The organism is Actinosynnema sp. NPDC023794 (assembly GCF_040639675.1).
Classification (GTDB): Bacteria; Actinomycetota; Actinomycetes; order Mycobacteriales; family Pseudonocardiaceae; genus Actinosynnema; species Actinosynnema luteola.
In genome coordinates, this window is sequence record NZ_JBFAFR010000035.1 from 38,815 (window position 1) to 54,224 (window position 15,410).

13 protein-coding genes are annotated in these 15,410 nt (G+C 68.0%); 9 read left to right on the forward strand and 4 right to left on the reverse strand.

The genetic code is table 11. The annotated features are described in order from the left end of the window. Window positions 1–34 precede the first annotated feature (34 nt). Window positions 35–169, reverse strand: coding sequence for a hypothetical protein (locus AB0H12_RS39080; RefSeq protein ID WP_499630033.1), 135 nt, complete (start codon window positions 167–169; stop codon window positions 35–37). A 47-nt stretch (window positions 170–216) separates the two neighbouring features. After that, window positions 217–849 (reverse strand): pyridoxal-dependent decarboxylase, encoded by a 633-nt coding sequence (locus tag AB0H12_RS39085; RefSeq protein ID WP_499630035.1) that lies wholly within the window; start codon window positions 847–849, stop codon window positions 217–219. Between the two features lie 657 nt (window positions 850–1,506). On the opposite strand from AB0H12_RS39085, the gene AB0H12_RS39090 reads away from it, so the two are divergent. From AB0H12_RS39090 to AB0H12_RS39115, 6 genes are all read left to right on the forward strand, one after another. Next, window positions 1,507–2,721 carry a zinc-dependent alcohol dehydrogenase gene (locus tag AB0H12_RS39090; RefSeq protein ID WP_499630037.1) on the forward strand — a complete coding sequence of 405 codons (1,215 nt, stop codon included), beginning with the start codon at window positions 1,507–1,509 and terminating at the stop codon, window positions 2,719–2,721. A gap of 679 nt (window positions 2,722–3,400) precedes the next feature. Continuing rightward, window positions 3,401–4,681 carry a vanadium-dependent haloperoxidase gene (locus AB0H12_RS39095; protein WP_499630039.1) on the forward strand — a complete coding sequence of 427 codons (1,281 nt, stop codon included), beginning with the start codon at window positions 3,401–3,403 and terminating at the stop codon, window positions 4,679–4,681. 470 nt (window positions 4,682–5,151) lie between these two features. Then, a complete protein-coding gene (locus AB0H12_RS39100) occupies window positions 5,152–7,236 on the forward strand; it encodes a glycosyltransferase family 39 protein (RefSeq protein ID WP_499630041.1) in 2,085 nt (694 codons plus the stop codon). Window positions 7,237–7,350: 114 nt separating this feature from the next. Next, entirely contained in the window at window positions 7,351–8,382 is a 1,032-nt protein-coding gene (locus AB0H12_RS39105; RefSeq protein WP_499630043.1) for a glycosyltransferase family 2 protein, read from the forward strand. Beyond that, the gene (locus AB0H12_RS39110; RefSeq protein WP_499630045.1) at window positions 8,379–8,930 is read left to right on the forward strand and encodes a GtrA family protein; all 552 of its coding nucleotides are present in this window, start codon (window positions 8,379–8,381) and stop codon (window positions 8,928–8,930) included. The genes AB0H12_RS39105 and AB0H12_RS39110 overlap by 4 nt, the downstream gene beginning before the upstream one ends. Before the next feature lie 161 nt (window positions 8,931–9,091). Then, a complete protein-coding gene (locus tag AB0H12_RS39115; RefSeq protein ID WP_499630047.1) occupies window positions 9,092–10,453 on the forward strand; it encodes a glycosyltransferase family 2 protein in 1,362 nt (453 codons plus the stop codon). 90 nt (window positions 10,454–10,543) lie between these two features. Here AB0H12_RS39115 and AB0H12_RS39120 read toward each other — a convergent pair whose 3' ends face one another. Continuing rightward, window positions 10,544–11,035: an RICIN domain-containing protein gene (locus AB0H12_RS39120; RefSeq protein ID WP_499630049.1), complete on the reverse strand. Its 492-nt coding sequence runs from the start codon at window positions 11,033–11,035 to the stop codon at window positions 10,544–10,546. A gap of 113 nt (window positions 11,036–11,148) precedes the next feature. Further along, window positions 11,149–12,162 carry a glycoside hydrolase family 27 protein gene (locus AB0H12_RS39125; protein WP_499630050.1) on the reverse strand — a complete coding sequence of 338 codons (1,014 nt, stop codon included), beginning with the start codon at window positions 12,160–12,162 and terminating at the stop codon, window positions 11,149–11,151. A 10-nt stretch (window positions 12,163–12,172) separates the two neighbouring features. Between AB0H12_RS39125 and AB0H12_RS39130 the strand changes: the two genes are divergently transcribed. The 3 genes from AB0H12_RS39130 to AB0H12_RS39140 all read left to right on the forward strand — a co-directional run bounded on the left by AB0H12_RS39130 (window position 12,173) and on the right by AB0H12_RS39140 (window position 15,019). Then, window positions 12,173–12,310: a hypothetical protein gene (locus AB0H12_RS39130; RefSeq protein ID WP_499630052.1), complete on the forward strand. Its 138-nt coding sequence runs from the start codon at window positions 12,173–12,175 to the stop codon at window positions 12,308–12,310. Between the two features lie 840 nt (window positions 12,311–13,150). Beyond that, complete coding sequence (locus tag AB0H12_RS39135; protein ID WP_499630054.1) at window positions 13,151–13,405, forward strand: WGxxGxxG family protein; 255 nt, start codon at window positions 13,151–13,153, stop codon at window positions 13,403–13,405. Window positions 13,406–13,831: 426 nt separating this feature from the next. Continuing rightward, window positions 13,832–15,019: a GAF domain-containing protein gene (locus AB0H12_RS39140; RefSeq protein WP_499630056.1), complete on the forward strand. Its 1,188-nt coding sequence runs from the start codon at window positions 13,832–13,834 to the stop codon at window positions 15,017–15,019. Window positions 15,020–15,410: the final 391 nt, after the last annotated feature.

The window sequence follows — 15,410 nt, forward strand, 5'->3', positions numbered from 1 at the left end:
GGTCGGTGGCGCCATGCTGAACCCGCGCGGGCCCTCACCCCATGTCGGCGCAGAGCTGGTCGATGTGCTCGGCGGTGACGTGCGGCATGACGACGACGTGAGCGCGGCCGTCGTGGGTGAGGAGGTGCCACTTGCGCATCACCTCGTCGGAGGGCGGGTCGAACAGCACGACGTTGCCGCCGGGGCCCTGGTCGGGTGCCGACCCACCGCCTCCAGTCAGCGGATTGCGTGGTCGGTGACCTCCAGGCAGCGGTGGATCCGTCGGGCCAGCCCTTCGCGGCCGAGTCCGCGCAACGCGTACCACAGCAGCACGGGGGACAACGCGTCGCGTGAGCCGCTGATGGTGTCGTCGTCACTGCCGACGGCACGTCCGCGGAGCGGGCCAGGACGACGCTGCTGGGCACCGGCGAGCCGATGATCTTGTGCCCCGCTGATCGACACGCTGTCCGCGCCGTCGGCGAAGGCCCAGGGCCTGGGCGGCCGTCCGAACGCCGCCAGCATCCCGCCGAACGCGGCGTCGGAGTGGATGAACACCCTGTGCACGCCGGCCTTCGACACGACCCGCCGGATGCGGTGTGCGTCGTCCATCGCGCCGCGGCCGGTGCTGCCGACCGTCGCGACCACGACGGCGGCCCGGTCCGACCGGACTCGCACCTCCCGGACCAGGGCGTCCAGGCTCATCGCGCCGTCGGCCCCCGTGTCCACCGCCACGTGGGGCAGGCGCAGCAGCCGGGTGATCTTGGGGATCGAGTAGTGCGCCTCGGCCGATGCGTACAGCACCGCGTCCGGGTACCGCTCCCGTCCGAGGTAGGCGGCGAACAGGTTGGCCTCCGTGCCGCCGTGGGCCACGTGTCCCGAGATCTCACCGGCGTCGCCCCGGCGAGGTCGGTGAAGAAGGACACGACGGCCTGCTCGAAAGGCTTGGAGTCGATGCCGTACTCGCTGGTCTGATCCGGGTTGCCGGCATTGTTGAGGTGCAGCGACAGGAAGTCGATCAGATCGCGGTAGTCGAAGTCGAGGTTCACGGGGAACCCGAGCATGGTTTCCTGCTTCTTCCGGACCGAACCGGCGAACTGCCGCAGCAGGTCGCCGTCGGCGTGCTCCGTACCGGGGGCACTTCGGTCGGGTATCCGCAGATTCGCAGGTGTCGGCACCGTGCAACCGCCTTTCCGGATAGCGGCGCGGGCTTCTCCGAGGTGGGCACCACGAGCTTGTCCGACGACCCGGATTTCGACGGCACGACCGATCCGACGGTGTCACAACTCCTGTGCAAAGGATTCCCCTTCGCGCGGAAACAGCATCGGGTCGGCAGCGAGAATTCCCTCCCCGCGAGCAGGCGCAACCTGCGTCAGGTCCTGAGGACGGCCACCACCGGGTGCACCAACCGGTTGGGAGAGCACGATTGGGCGATAGGTGCGGCGGACGTCCGGGTGAACCGTGCCGGGGCGGTTTTCGCCCCCACGTCCCGGGAACCCGTTCACGGAACGCGAACCCGGGGAGGCGAGCGTGGTGAAGGCCGTCGTGTGGCACGGCGTCGGGGACATCCGCTTGGACGAGATGCCCGATCCGAGGATCCTGGAACCGACCGACGCGATCGTGAAGATCACCCGGAGCGCGATCTGCGGCACGGACCTGCACCTGGTGCGGGGCACCATGCCCGGAATGGTCGAGGGCACCGTCCTGGGCCACGAGGCGGTGGGCGTGGTGGAGGAGGTCGGTCCGGCGGTGCGTGGCTTCACCCCCGGCGACCGGGTGGTGGTGACGTCCTCGATCGCCTGCGGCGCCTGCTCGTACTGTCGTGCCGGGTACTTCGCGCAGTGCGACACGGCCAACCCGAACGGCCCGTCAGCGGGGACGTGCTTCTTCGGCGGTCCCGAGGCGACCGGTGCGGTGAACGGACTGCAGGCGGAGTACGCCCGAGTGCCCTACGCGATGACGAGCCTGGTGCGGCTCCCGGGCGCCGTGAGCGACGACCAGGCGATCCTGCTGTCCGACATCTTCCCGACGGCGTGGTTCGGTGCCCGGTTGGCCGAGGTGGGCGACGGCGACACGGTTCTCGTGCTCGGCGCCGGCGTGGTGGGACAGTTCGTGGTCGCGTCGGCGAAACGGCAGGGTGCGGGGCGCGTCATCGTCGTGGACGGCATCTCCTCACGCCTGGACAAGGCGCGCGAGCAGAACGCCGAGACGGTCGACTTCAACGCGGAGGACCCGGTGGCGGTGGTCCGCGAGCTGACCGGTGGCATCGGCGCGGACCGCGTGATCGACGCGGTCGGTGTGGACGCGGAACGCCCGAAGACCGGCCCCGCGGTCGAGTCGACCGAACAGTGGGCCGACCGGTTCGAGCAGGAGCGTCGGCTGTCCGCGCCCGAAGCCGACCCTCGCGGTGACCAGTGGTTGCCCGGAGACGCGCCCAGCCTGGCCCTGCGGTGGGCGGTGCAGGCTGTGGCGAAGGCGGGCAGCATCGGCGTGATCGGCGTCTACCCGCCCGGGTTCGACGGCTTCCCCCTCGGTGAGGCGATGAACAAGAACCTCACCGTCAACATGGGCAACTGCCACCACCGCCGCTACCTGCCCCGGCTGCTCGACCTCGTGGTCGCCGGGACCGTGGATCCCACCGCGTTCATCACCCGGCGCGAACAGCCCGTCGACGCGCTGCGGGCCTACGAGTCGTTCGACCGCCGCGAAGAGGGCTGGCTCAAGACCGTGCTGCACGTCGCATAGCAGACGCCCCTCGCGGACACTTGTTCTCGACGGTGCGGCACCGACCGGTATGCCGATCTTCGAGGTAGCCGCTTCAGCTTGTCGCAGGCAGCACGGCGATGGACGTCGCGGTCCCCGGTGCAGCCGACGCGCGCCGAACCACCGCGTGGGCAGACGCGGGCCGTCAGCGTCGACGGCCACGTCCGTCGGCGCGGATCCGCGTGGGTCGATTTTCGATGACGATCACGACGGGCGAGCTCCAGGAGCAGGTCGGGAATCCGCGCCCGCGCGCACCTCCGCAAGCTCGAACAAGTACGGAATATTCGAAAGATCAGCACGCCGATATTCCGCGCGAATTGGACGAAACCGATCTTGTGGCCAGATCGTGAGCAATGTAGCATCCCGTCCATCGGCGACTTCCGGGACTGCATGGCACCGATGCGCCCGGAACCGGTTCGTCCTCCGGAAGGGCGGCGGCATGCACGTGAAAGCACCTGCCATGCGGATTCTTGCCCGAACGTCGGCAGCGGTCTTCGCTTTAGCCCTGCTGTCGGCACCTGTGCGTGGTGAAACAAGTCCCGGAATTCCGTTCGACCTGGACACCGGAAACGCCATAGCGGAAGTGGTTATCCCGGCGGAGAACCCGCTCTTCCGAACCACGGTATCCCCGAGTGACGCCTCTCTCGTCATCCGGTACACGGTGCTGCTCAACAACGCCTGGTTCGACGCCATCGCGCCGTACCACCCGACCGCGGTGGGCATCGCATCCCGGCTCGGTCGCAGGCCGGCGACCGAGCGGGCGACCAACCGGGAACGCAACATCGCCATCATGTACGCGAGCTACCGCGTGCTCAACAGCCAGCTGCCCCAGTTCCGCGCGCAATGGCGCGAGATGCTCGTCTCGACCGGGCTCGACCCGGACAACGACAGCCGTGACACCACCACGCCCGCGGGCATCGGCAACCGCGCCGGAGAGGCGGTGATCGCCGGCAGGCTGCACGACGGCATGAACCAGCTCGGTGACGAGGGCGGCCGGAAGTACAACCGGCAGCCCTATGCCGACTACCTCGGGTACCGGCCGGTCAACACCGCCGACACCATCCGGGACCCGTCCCGCTGGCAACCGAACGTGGTGACCGGAGGCAACGGCGTCTTCCGGGTCCAGGAATTCGTCACACCGCAGTGGAGCGTCACGCGACCGTACTCGTACAGCGACCCCGCGGAGTTCCCCCTGCCCCCGCCCGTGAACAGCGACGCAGTGCGCAACCCGGCCGGGTACAAGCGCCAGGCGGACGAGATCCTGCGCGCCTCGGCCAACCTGACCGACTACCAGAAGATCCTGGCCGAGAACTTCAACGACAAGTTCCGCGCCCTGCCGCCCGCGTTCCGGCACATCGCGGCCGTCAACAAGTACGACCTCGACCGGTTCGTCTTCCTCGACGCCCTCTCGAACGTGGCCCCGTTCGACGCCGGGATCGCGACCTGGCACTACAAGCTGCGCTACGACGCGGTCCGCCCGTTCACCGCGATCCGCTACCTGTACGGCGACCGGAACGTCACCGCCTGGGGCGGTCCTGGTCAGGGCACCGTCACCGACATCAAGGGCAACGAGTGGCGCAGCTACCTCGAGACCTCGGACCACCCCGAGTACCCGTCGACCTCGACCGCGTTCTGCGGCGCGCTCGCCCAGGCGGCCCGCCGGTTCACCGGTTCGGACGCCCTCGGTCTGTCGATCCGCGTGGCCAGGGGCGCATCGGTGGTCGAACCGGGCATCACCCCGCGCGCCGACACCACCCTGGGCCCGTGGGAGACGCTGACCGAGTGGGAGCAGGAGTGCGGCCTCAGCAGGCTCCTGGGCGGCGTCCACTTCCGCTCCGCCATCGACGCGGGACGTGACCTGGGCAGGCGCGTGGGCGACCGCGCCTATGAGTTCCTCAAGACGCACATCGACGGCACCGCGCCACCACCTCCGGGCAGCTGACCGGCTAGGGCCAAGGAGAGCGGCAGATTGCGTCTGATCGGGTGAAGCGGTTTCCGATGACCTGCGATGGCCCTTCAGCGCGTGTCGCATGCGCGTGGGACGCGAGTTGCACTGATCAGGCTGCCGCTCCTGCGAGTTGGCCAGGTGGTTGAGGAGGTCCGCGGCATCTCGGGAGATCTCGTGCCCGGGCATCCCCTGTCCATCGGCGTGGTCGTGGTGCTGTCGCTCTTGGTCGCACCCTGACCGGCGGCCCCCTACGCCACCGCTTGGCCGCCCACCAACTGGTTCGTCGAGTGGGATGACATCACCTACATGGGTGCCTCGGTCGATGACCGAGTGGCTCCAGTTGCGACGCTGAGCGGGCGGACCCATGCTCTGTCGCGGAAGAGGGCCGTTGCGCGGTTCATACCCTGATCGGCTTCTTGAAGCCTGTGACGAATCGTTTCCCTCCACGAGGAGTGACCAGGTTTATGCCCCATCCGGGTCCGTCCGAGCAACGTGCCGCCGAGGCCGTCACCGTGGTCATGTCCGTTCATCGGGATCAGGGCGACTTGGCAGCGGCGGTGGACGACCTGATGTCCACCCTGGACAGGGTCGGAGAGCGGCACTGCGTCCTCCTCGTGATCGAGGACGGCGATCCCGTCACCGCGGTGAGCGTCGTCGGCGAGGTGGTGAACCGCAATCGGGACCGCGTCAAGGTGGTCCGTCACGAGCATGGTTGCAACGAGAAGGTATTGTCCTGCAAGGGCTTCATCGTGGCCTTGGCGGATGCCGATCACCGGCGGATCTTCCTGACCGACGTCCGTTTCACCGCCGCGCGACTGCCTGCCCTGTTGGCGGTGGCGCGCGAGGAGCGGGCGGGCCTGGTCATCGGGTGTCGGTGCGACCGCGTCGATCCGCGGCGCCGCAGGGTGTGCTCCTGGCTGCGGAAGGCAGTGCGCTCGACCGCCCCTGTCGTGGGTGTGCCGGGTGCCTGGAAGGGCTTGGTCCGTACGGGGTCGGTCGGCCGTGCTGTCAGCAGGGTGCTCTCGCCTCGCGATCCGGTCTTCCGCGCAGTGCTCCTGGTCGCGGCGGTGTTGTCGGTGGCTGCTTGCGTCGTGGTGGCCGCGAGGCAGATGACGCTGGCCTACCCGGACGCGGTGTCGCACCTCTTGATCACCCGTCGGGTGCTCGACGCGTCGACGCCCGGTGCCGCCCAACTCGGCGGGGTTTGGCTGCCACTGTCGCACCTGCTGGCACTACCGCTCGTGGTGAACGACTCCTGGTATCACGCGGGCGTCCTGCCGAGTGCGGTGTCCATGTGCGCCTACGTCGCCACTGCGGGCTGGTTGTACCGCATCGGCACCGCGCTCACCGGGCGCCGGGCGGGCGGGGTGACCGCGGTCCTGGTGTTCTGCGCCAATCCCAACGTCCTTTACCTGCAGAGCACGCCGATGACCGAGGCACTGCTGTTCGCCTGCCTGGCTGCGGCGACCTGGCACCTGCTGTGCTGGTGTCAGAAGGGCGATTACCGGCATCTGCTGGCGACGGCCGTCGCCGTCCTCGGGGCCACCCTGGTGCGATACGAGGGGTGGGTCTTCCTGGTAGCGGTAGCGGTGGTCGTCGGAGTGCGATCGTGGCGGCGGTCGCGGACGAGAGCAGGGCCCTGGGTGCTCGTGCGGGCCGACCTGGTGTTCTTCGGTTGTCTGGCGGTCGGTGGCGTGGTCGGCTGGGCGGTATGGAACGCCGCGATCTTCGGTGATCCGCTGAACTTCGTGCGTGGCGAGTTCGCCAAGCCCGCGTTGTGGGTCAGTGCTGGAGAGCAGGCCGTCGGTGACTGGGGTGCGTCGCTGTGGACCTACCTGCACGCCATGGACCACAACCTCGGGCCGGTTGTGCTGGTCCTGTCCGGGGTCGGGCTGACCTGCTTCACGTGGCGGACGAGGTTGCGGGCCGAGGCCCTGGCACCGCTGCCCCTGTTGGTGTTCCTGCCCTTCTTCGTCTGCGCGCTCGAGTCCGGGCAACGGCCGCTGCACGTGCCCGAGATCAGCGGCGACCTCTACAACGTCCGGTTCGCGCTTGTCATGGCGTTGCCGGCGGCGGTGTTCACCTCCTACCTCGTCGTGCCGGCGGATCGGACATCGACCCGGTTCCTGCCCGCTGTCGCGGTGTTGTTGGGCAGTGGGCACCTCGTGGTGACGGGAACCGCGACGTGGGAGGAGGCTCAGGCCTTCCGGGAGGGCGCCACCGAACGCATCAACGCCCGAGCGGCGGCCTGGTTGCGCGAGCACTACGACGGTGGCCGGGTGTTGATGCAGTCGTGGAGCAACGAGACGGTCAGCTTCGGCTCCCAGGTGCCCATGGAGCGGTTGGTCTACGAAGGCAGCTTCCGTCAGTGGGAGCCCGCGCTCGATGATCCTCTCGGGCACGGGATCCGCTGGATACACCTGCGCTGCACGTCGGGCGGCGAAGACCTGGTGTGGCAGCGGCTGCACGACAGCCCTTTGATGCATACCGAGTACAAACCGGCGTACGCCGACGACCATCACATCTTCTACCGGCGAGTGGAGGGTTGAGGACGGGAGGGGGCGCTCTTGTGAACGATCTCCGGGCGGGTCACAGGCGCATCGGGTGGAACAGCGGGACCAGGAGGGTCGTCATGGGTCGGATCAGGAGGAAGTGGCGGGACAGTGACCTCTGAGATACGACAAGCCGGGAAGCGTTCCATCGCCTACGTCTTCCCTGTTTACAACGAGGCGGGGAACATCGAGCTGCTGCATCGCACGGTGTGCCAGGTCACCGGGGCACTCGCCGACCGCTACGACTTCACCTTCACCTACGTCGACGACGGCAGCAAGGACGACTCCGCGAGTTGCCTGCAGGCGCTGGCCGATGCGGACCACCGCGTCACGGTGATCGAACTCGCGCGGAACTTCGGCCACCAGACGGCGGTCACCGCGGGTTTGGATCTCGTCGATGCCGATGCGGTAATCATCATGGACAGCGACTTGCAGGACCCGCCACAGGTGAGCCTGGAACTGATCACGAGGTGGCAGCAGGGCTACGAGGTCGTGTACGCGCAACGCCGCTCTCGCCGCGACACGACGTTCAAGAAGTTCACCGCGAGCGTGTTCTACTGGGTCCTGCGCAAGATCGCTTCGATCGACATCCCTCGCGACACCGGCGACTTCAGGCTCCTGGACCGCAAGGTGGTCGACGAACTGCGCAAGTTCCGCGAACGCGACCGGTTCCTGCGCGGCCTGGTCAGCTACATCGGCTTCCGCCAGACCGGGGTGTTGTTCGATCGCGACGAGCGGCACGCGGGCACCACGGGCTACCCCTTGAGCAAGATGCTGAGATTGGCTGCGGACGGCCTGCTCGGGTTCTCCGTCACTCCGCTCAGACTGATCAGCAGGCTCGGGTACGGCATCTCACTGCTGAGCTTCCTGGGAATCCTGTACACGGCCGGGGTGAAGGTCCTGGCTCCGGAGACGGCGGTACCCGGGTGGGCGTTCACCGCCATCGCGATGTTCTTCCTCGGCGGAGTGCAGATCACCATGCAGGGTGTGCTGGGCAGCTACATCGGCCGGACCTACGCCGAAGCCCTAGGGCGACCGCTCTACACCGTCTCGTCGGTGCGCACGGCCGTCGACCAAGACACACCGGTGAAGACCGTGCAGGACCGGTCCGTGCAGTCGAGCGGCCGGAGCCTGAACCGGTGAAGCCGGGCACCGGCACGCGTCTGCGCTTCGGTGTGGTCGGTGTCGTGAACACCTTCGTGGACCTCCTCGGCTACCTCTCGCTCGTGCTGACGGGCACTCCGACGTTCCTGGCGAACCTGATCTCGACCTCGATGGGCATGGCGTTGAGCTTCGTGCTCAACAGGTCGTTCACCTTCCGCACACGGTCCGGTGACATGCGCACCCAAGTCCCGTTGTTCGTGTTGTGCACGGCATCAGGGCTGTGGGTCGTCCAACCCCTGGCGATCAACGTCACAGTGGATCTGTTCGGCGGTTCGACCACCCTGAGCGCGGTGACGGGGCCCAAGCTCGTCGGCTTGGCAATCGGACTGGTGTGGAACTACGTCCTCTACAGCAAGGTCGTCTTCCGCCGGCTGGGACCCGGACCGGTGACAGCGGTCGGACACGTCACCTGGGGAGTTGGTCGGTGGCGGGCGTGGCCGGCCCCACGAAGCCGACCGGCACAAGACCCGATTCACCCGGCCGCATCGGATGGCGCCCGCGAGGTGAAGGACCTGCCGGAGGTGTGACCACCCCTCGCCGTCCGGCCTGGAAGCCCGTGCCTGAGAATGGAACCACCCCGCACATGACGACCAGTTCCTCCCGAGACAGGGCTGAAGCCCTCGTCCTTCCCGAGCAGTACAGCGCCTTCAGACTGCTCAGCCACGGGCAGAAGATCACCCTTGCGGCGGTGTCCACCGTCCTGGTGTGCGCGGTTCTGGCCGGCGCCTTCACCACAGCCGCACCGCGACCGCTGTGGTGGGCGCAGGTGTTCGTGACCGGGACCACGATCGTCTACGTGCTCGTGATCTGCTTCCGATGCCTGCTGGTGGCCGCCGGCCCCGGCGCGCGGATCATCCGAGTGCGCGATGAGGACATGATCGCCGATCAGCAGCTGCCGCCCTACACGGTGCTCATCCCGGTGCACCGCGAGGAGGCGGTGCTGCCAGGGCTGGTCGAGACCATCCGCCGGCTCGACTACCCAGCCCAGAGGCTGCAGGTGCTGCTGCTGGTCGAACAGGATGACGACATCACCCGCCCGACCCTGGACCGCCTGGACCTGCCGTCGGAGTTCGAGGTGGTGCTCGTTCCCGAGGGCGGGCCCCGCACCAAGCCCAACGCGTGCAACGTGGGCCTGGCCCGCGCCACCGGCGAGTTGTGCGTCATCTACGACGCGGAGGACCGCCCCGAATCGGACCAGCTCCGCAAGGCGGTGGCGGCGTTCGAGAGGCAACCGGACCGGGTGGTGTGCGTGCAGGCCGAGCTGGCCTACTGGAATCCCTGGACTAACTGGCTGACCCGCAACTTCGCCGCCGAGTACGCGCTGACCTTCGCCTTGGCGCTGCGCGGGCTGGACCGCTTTCACCTGCCCATTCCGCTGGGGGGCACGTCCAACCACTTTCGGGTCGACGCCCTGCGCGCACTCGGCGGCTGGGATCCGCACAACGTCACCGAAGACGCCGACCTCGGTGTGCGCATCGCACGCCGAGGGTGGACCGTGCGGATGATCGACTCGATCACCTACGAAGAGGCCAACAGCGAACTGGGCAACTGGATCCGCCAGCGCAGCCGCTGGATCAAGGGCTATTTCCAGACCTGGCTGGTGCACATGCGCAACCCGTGGCGACTGCTGCGAGAACTGGGGCCCTGGAAGTTCATCGGCTTCCAGCTGACCTTCGGCTTCACCACCATCACCACGCTCGTCAACCCGCTGTTCTGGTCGCTGACGTGCCTCTACCTCGCCATGGGCCCGGAGCGGATCGAGCCGCTGTTCCCGCCAGCCGTGCTCTACGCAGGGACGACCGCCATGCTGGGGGGCAACCTCGCCGTGCTGTACCACTTCATGGCAGGCTGCATGGAACGCGGTCTCCACCGCGCCGTGCCGACCATGCTCACCGTCCCCCTGTACTGGGCACTGATGAGCGTCGCCGCCTACAAGGCACTGACCCAGCTCCTTCGCCCCAGCAAGCGCCATCACTGGGAACTCACACGCCACGGATTGGTGGGGGAGCACGAAGCCCGCAGTGCGCCGCTCCGATCGCCACCCGACTGATGCGCGCGGGCAGACCGGAAACTCGCCCGACCGAGTGACGTTCACCGCTGTCCGGACTTCGCCACCGATCGCGGGACGAGCCGTGATCGGTCAGAGGGACCACCGTTGATTCGGCCCCGCGTGGCAGTCCCAAAGCCGCACCTTCGTGCCGTTGTGACCGATGGTGTGCGGATCGGCGTCCAAACAGCGTCCGCTCATGTAGTTGATCAACACCCCGCGGTGCCGGTCGACGTCCCAGATCTGGTTCCTGTCGGCGTGGCAGTCCCACAAGTGGATCTTCGTGCCGTTGTGACCGATGGTGCCCAGGTCGGCGTCCAGACAGCGTCCGCTCTGGACGTTGCGGATGAGGCCGCCGGGTTCGAAGTTCCACAACTGGTTCTCGTCACCGTGGCAGTCCCACAAGTGGACCGTCGTGCCGTCACTGCCGATGGTGCCCAGGTCGGCGTCCAGGCAACGAGCGTCGCCGCCGTTGCGGATCGACCCGCGATCCTCTGCTGACGCGGCGCCCGAGAAACCGGGAACCACAACGAGAGTGGCTACCGCTACCAGGGCAATCAACTTCCTCGTGATACCGGAAGACATCGTTGATCGTATTCCTTGTTCGGAGTTGTATTGAGCGTAACTTGTGCTTCTCACGCGTCTTGCCGGTGCGTGATCCAAAGGGTTCGAGCTTGGTCACCGTGCGGAGTGGCCGCTCACTCCAGCCAGACCCGATAGGCCACGACGGAGTGAGCGGGGACTCGAGCACGCAACTCGTCGGTGGTCTCACCCTCCTGTTTGGTCCACAGGTCGAACACCCGGTACTTCGACGCGGACGGCAGCCCGATCGCCTCGACGGTGACGCCGATCTCGCGGTCGGACAACCCCCGGTTGAACATCACCACGGCGGCTGATCCGTCCGACATCGGCTTCGTCCACACCTCCTGCTCACCGTCGTCACGCAGCCGATAACCCTGCTGCCCTCCCCAGTCCTGGTTCACCGCGACGACGTCACGGTCCAACAGGATGTCCTTGACCGGCCGGCTCATCACCCTCAGGTCGTTACCCGCGATCAACGGCGCGTTCAACAGCGCCCACATCGTGAAGTGCGCCCGGTCCTCGTGCTCTGCCATGCCGCCGTTGCCCACCTCGAGCATGTCCGGGTCGTTCCAGCCGTTGGGCCCGGAGTGCTCCTCGAGTCCGACCTGGAGGTCCAGGAGTGCCGTCCAACTGGCCCAGGAGTCGGCGATGTCGCGGGTCGTGCGCCACAGGTGTCCGCCGACCTTGCGGCCCCAGCCCTCCCACGGGCGCTCGTGCCCCCACTCACAGATGCCGAATACGACCGGTCTGCCCGACTCTCGCAGCGCACGACCCATCCTCCCGTACCGCTCGGCCGCCGGGCTGCCGTCGTTGTTGCAGTTGTCGTACTTGAGGTAGTCGACACCCCATTCGGCGACACTGCGCGCGTCGACCTGCTCGTGCCCAAGACTGCCGGGGTAACCCGCGCACGTCCTCGTACCCGCGTCGGCGTAGAGACCGAACTTCAACCCCCGCTCGTGGACGTAGTCCACCACCGGCCTCAGACCGTTGGGGAACTTCACCGGGTCCGGCACCAGGCGCCCCTGCTCGTCCCGCTCACGCGCCATCCAACAGTCGTCCAGGTTCAGATAGGTGTAACCGGCATCGCGCATCCCCGACGCCACCATCGCGTCGGCGGTCTCACGGACCATTCGCTCCCCAATGTCGCAACCGAACCCGTTCCACGAGTTCCACCCCATCGGAGGCGTCGGCGCCAAGCCCGCCGACACGGAGCGGGCCGCGACGGGCCCGCCGACCACGACGACCGCGAAGGCCAGCAATCCCGCGACCGCCACCTGAACCACCGACCGATGCACGACACCTCCGGCAAGACGACGTGAGTCCACGGAACCAGGAACCTCCGCAGAGGGAAACTCTTGACCCGTGATTTCACCGAGCCGTGGGTACTCAGCGGGTGACGCTCCTCGGAGCGCGCGCTTTCACCGACGAACCGTGCCCCTGTCAGATGCCTTCGTGGATGTCGTCGCGGCGTTCCCAGCGGATGCGTACGAGTTGCAATCCGCCGTCGGTCAGGACGTGCGAGGAACCGGCCACCGCCGCTCCCAGTCGAGAGCGCCGGCGGAGTGCAGCCCGGCTAGGAGCATCTCGTGCAGCCGCCTCCACGCGCCGGCCTCGTTCAGTGGCGGGACCTCCGCTGACAGATCCTGGGCGAGCCGAAGCCCAGCTCCTGCGCAGGACCGGACCGACGCTCCACTCGACAGCGAATCGTAGGCCGCCGCGGCGACCCCATCACCGGACGCCCCAGTCACGACTGTCGCCCAGTCGGCTGACCGACTATCCGCTGGCCGACGGATCGACGCCCCTGGGCGACGGTCGGCCTGCTACCTGCTACGCGCCGAACTCGAGATCGGGTACTGCCGTCAATGCCGGCCACCCCGGGCCGGGCAGTCAACTGATCGAGTGATGCGCCGTGGGTGAGAGGTCTCCACCGAACCGGCGTGGTCGAGACTGCTGCGACACGGCCCGCCATCATCCTCGACCGACCCGTCGTCGAGGTGTTCACCGCAAGTGCACCGTGCCGGCCGTCACTCGGGCGTGTGCTGATCGCCAGAGCTCGCATGGTCTGCAGGTTCGGCGGTACCCGGCCAACAAGACCACCGACCGACCTGAGGAGACGACATGTACACCGCGAAGCGCCTCATGGCGGCACTCGTCCTGGGCGCGGCCCTGGCTGCCGTTCCCGCCGCTGTCGCGTCCGCCGACGAGACCGGCCCACGTGCCGTGGCGGCGGTGATGGCTCAGGAGAACAACAACGATGACGACGACGGGAGCGGTAACTGGGGCCTGCTGGGCCTTCTGGGTTTGTTGGGTCTCGCGGGTTTGGCGGGCCGCAAGAAGCGCAACGTCGCCGACCGCCACGTGGCCGGACGGTGACCTGACTCGGCGGATGGCCTGCCATGCGCTTCGACAACACCCGCCTGGGCGGTGAGGAACTGCCGCCAGGTCGGGCCATTGCGGCGTGGTGCCGGGTCGATGCCCGCGTCGTGCAGGATCCGCCAGACCGTCGAGTAGGCGATCTGGTGTCCGAGGCGGGCAGGTTCTCCCTGGATCCGCCGATGACCCCACCGTGGGTTTTCCCTGGCGAGCCGCAGCACGAGCGATCTGATCGCCGCTCGTGTCGTTGGGCGTCCGGTACGTCGGCGCGTGGAGTAGTCCCACTTGCGGGCTAGGAATCTGCGGTGCCAGGCGAGCAGGGTGCCCGGCGTGACCGGAAAGACCTCCTGCCAATGCCGACGATCCACCAACCCGGACAGGGCGGCGAACCAGAACCGATCCGCGGGCTCGTAGCGGACCGGACCTGTGAGTTGCCGGCGAAGAACTGCGTTCTCGTGGCGCAGCACGAGCAGTTCGGCGTCCTTGGCCGCCTCGCTGCGCAGCACCATCGACGGCACGGACAGCCGTTGCCGGGTCACCTTGTACAGCAGGGACACGATCACCCGGACATGCTCTCAAGACGGTGAAGCCCTCGCTCTACCAGCGGCGATGACATTTCGAGCGGCACACCCCAGTGGCACTACAGCGCTGTGCTCGCGTCAGTCGTGTTCGTGGAGGTCGACATTGCGCACGATGCGGGCGGGACAGCCGTGGATCGTGGCGGACGCCGCGCACGACGCGAGGCTGACCGACGGTGACCGCGGCACCTACCAGCGGACCGGTATCCGAGCGGTGGTGTCGGTGCCGCTGCTGCGGGACGGGCGGTTCGTCGCAGGGGTGGCGGTGCACCAAGCGTCGGTCCGCCACTTGACCCCGGCCGAGGTCGAGTTGATCTCAGTGGTGGTGGGGCGGTGCTGGGAGTCGTTGCAGCGGGTGCACGCCGACCGGGTGCTGCGCGAGAGCGAGCAGCGCCACCGACTGCTGGTCGAGCAGGCCACCGACGCGATCTGGATCCTCGACCGCGACGCCCGGTTCGTCGAGGCGAACCGGGCCGCTTGCGCGTTGCTCGGGCGCACCCAACGCGCGTGCGAGTACGGGCCGATCGGTCGGTGGGCTGGTGATGAAGCAGGGCCGGGTTCGCGGGAGTGCGCGCTCCTGCGAACCCGGCCCTGCTGCCCACCTGTCGTGGTCATCCGCCCAGAGGCGCCCCAAGCACGGCTTGTGGATCGCCGACGAGGTCGACATCGAGACCCACAACCACGAGGACCGCTCGCGCTGGTGCCAGTTGAACAGCGGAATCGCGGCAGGGTAGGCCAGCACGGCGAGGCTCCCGGTCGGGGCATCGGATCTTGGTCGACTGCTGTCTTACCCGGGAGCCTCGCCCACCGGGCTCCCCACTGCTCAGCCTCTGCCGTGACCTGCAACGTCACGATGAAAGAGGCTCAGTGGTCTGATCGCGAACCGATGAGAGGGTTCGTGCAGGCATGTCAGGCACGGACCGTGTGTGCCGTCGCCGGGCACCACTGGAAGGGCGTCGGCGGGCCGGGCGCGCGGAACGCATTGTGGGGCTGGGCGCGACACGTAGGCTGTGCGCACTTCGGAAGAGTGCGTTGATGCCGTGGAGGAGGGTGAGGCGGTGCGGGCAGCGGTGAGGGCGCGTCGTCTCGGGCTGTTGTTCGCCCTCCTGCTGGTGCTTCTCGGCGTGAGCGCAGCTGTGGCGCCGCACTCCGGTGTCGGACCTGCCGGGCCGCAGCAGGCATCACTGCTCGGAGCACCTGTGCTCCGGGAGTCGGTGTCGGCGGCGCCGGCGATGAACGACGACCTCCACGACTGGCTGAGGCTGTCGATGGCGGCGCGGTGTGTACCGGCCGCGGCGGTGCCCGAGACCTGGTGGGCCGTGCGCCCTCACGCGACCGGCGGGTGCGCCCCGCAGGGCCGGTGGCGTCTCGACGAGGCCGGTGGGACCGGTACGGCTATCGCGGAGCCGACACCTCGGTCGAGCCGG